This window comes from Pseudoroseomonas cervicalis ATCC 49957 (assembly GCF_000164635.1).
GTDB lineage: Bacteria > Pseudomonadota > Alphaproteobacteria > Acetobacterales > Acetobacteraceae > Pseudoroseomonas > Pseudoroseomonas cervicalis.
In genome coordinates this window covers 1-1,750 of record NZ_GG770826.1, presented here as the reverse complement: position 1 = coordinate 1,750, position 1,750 = coordinate 1, and the positions used below count along the sequence as shown (strand labels likewise).

The 1,750-nt window shown below is 71.0% G+C and carries 1 protein-coding gene; it reads left to right on the top strand.

The window, feature by feature from the left end:
- Window positions 1–1,750: mechanosensitive ion channel family protein (locus HMPREF0731_RS19360; protein WP_007005901.1), on the top strand; the 1,750-nt coding region annotated here is incomplete at both ends.

The window sequence follows — 1,750 nt, the reverse complement described above, 5'->3', positions numbered from 1 at the left end:
CGCCGCCCCGCTGCGCGGCTGGGCGCGGCTGCGCCGGCTGCCGGCGGTGCTGGGCCGGCTGATGCTGGACCTGCTGCCGATCGCCGCCTTCGCCGTGGTCTCCTACGGGCTGATCCCGGCGCTGCAGCCGCTGCCGACGACGCAGCTGGTGCTGCTCACCGCCAACAACGCCTATATCGCCTGCCGCCTGCTGATGGCGCTCGGGCGGATGCTGTTCTCGCCGGCCAGCGCGCATCTGCGGGTGCTGCCCTGCGCCGACCTGACGGCGGCCTATGTCACGGTCTGGCTGCGCCGGCTGGTGGTGGTGCTGGTCTCCGGCTACGCCATCGCCGAGGCCGGGCTGCTCTTCGGCCTGCCCTGGGGCGCCTATGACGCCATCCTGCGCATGGTGCTGCTGGTCATCTCGGTGTTCCTCGGCGTCATCGTGCTGCAGAACCGGGTGGCGGTGGCGAGCGTCCTGCGCGCGCCGCCGCTGAAGGAGGGCGACAAGCCCAATGCCAGCCGCCGCGCGCTGCGCCGTTTCCGCGACTGGCTGGCCGAGGTCTGGCACATCCTGGCCATCCTCTACCTGCTGGCGCTGTGGGGGGTCTGGGCGCTGGAGATCCGCGACGGCTTCGCCCGGCTGCTGCGCGCCAGCGTGCTGACGCTGCTGGTGCTGGCGGTCGCCAAGGGGCTCGACATCCTGCTGCGCCGGGCGCTTGCGGGCAGTTTCCGCATCTCGATGGACCTCGCCGGCCGCTACCCGGCGCTGGAGCAGCGCGCCAACCGCTACGTGCCGCTGCTGAAGGGGGGCGTCTCCGCCGTGCTGACGGTGCTGACGGTGCTGACCCTGATGGAGGTCTGGGGGGTGCGCTCCTTCGCCTGGTTCGCCCCCGGCGCGCTGGGCAGCCAGCTGCTGCACTCGCTGGTCTCGGTGGGCTTCACCGCCGCCATCGCCGTGCTGGTGTGGGAGACGGCGAACGCCGCCATCCAGCGGCATCTCGACCGCCTCTCCCGCGATGCCGAGGCGGCGCGCAGCGCCCGCGTGCGGACGCTGGTGCCGATGCTGCGCACCACGCTGCTGATCGTCATTCTGCTGTTCGTCGCCTTCAACCTGCTCACCGAGCTCGGCGTCAATGTCGCGCCGCTGCTGGCGGGCGCCGGTGTCATCGGCCTGGCGCTCGGCTTCGGCTCGCAGAAGCTGGTGCAGGACGTCATCACCGGCATCTTCCTGCTGTTCGAGGATGCGATGACGGTGGGCGATGTCGTCAATCTCGGCGGCAAGAGCGGCGTGGTGGAGAAGCTGTCGATCCGCTCCATCACCCTGCGCGACATCGATGGCAGCGTGCACATCATCCCCTTCAGCACGGTGACCGCCGTCACCAACATGACGCGCGACTTCTCCTTCGCCGTGCTGGACGTGCAGGTGGCCTATCGCGAGGACACCGACCGCGTGGTCGAGCTGCTGCAGGGCCTGTGCCAGGAGATGCGGTCGGAGGCGAAATGGGGCCTGGTGATCCGCGACGAGATGGAGGTGCTGGGCGTCAACCAGCTCTCGCCGGACGGGCCGGTGATCCGGGTGCGCATCAAGACCGAGCCGATCCAGCGCTGGAACGTGCTGCGCGAGATGAACCGCCGCATCAAGCAGCGCTTCGACGAATCCGGCATCGAGATCCCGGCGGCGCGGCAGAAGCTGGTCTTCGACGGGCCGGCGCAGCCGCCCTATCCGGGGGCCGCGGCCCCGGGGGCGACGCCGCCTGCCGGTGCCCCG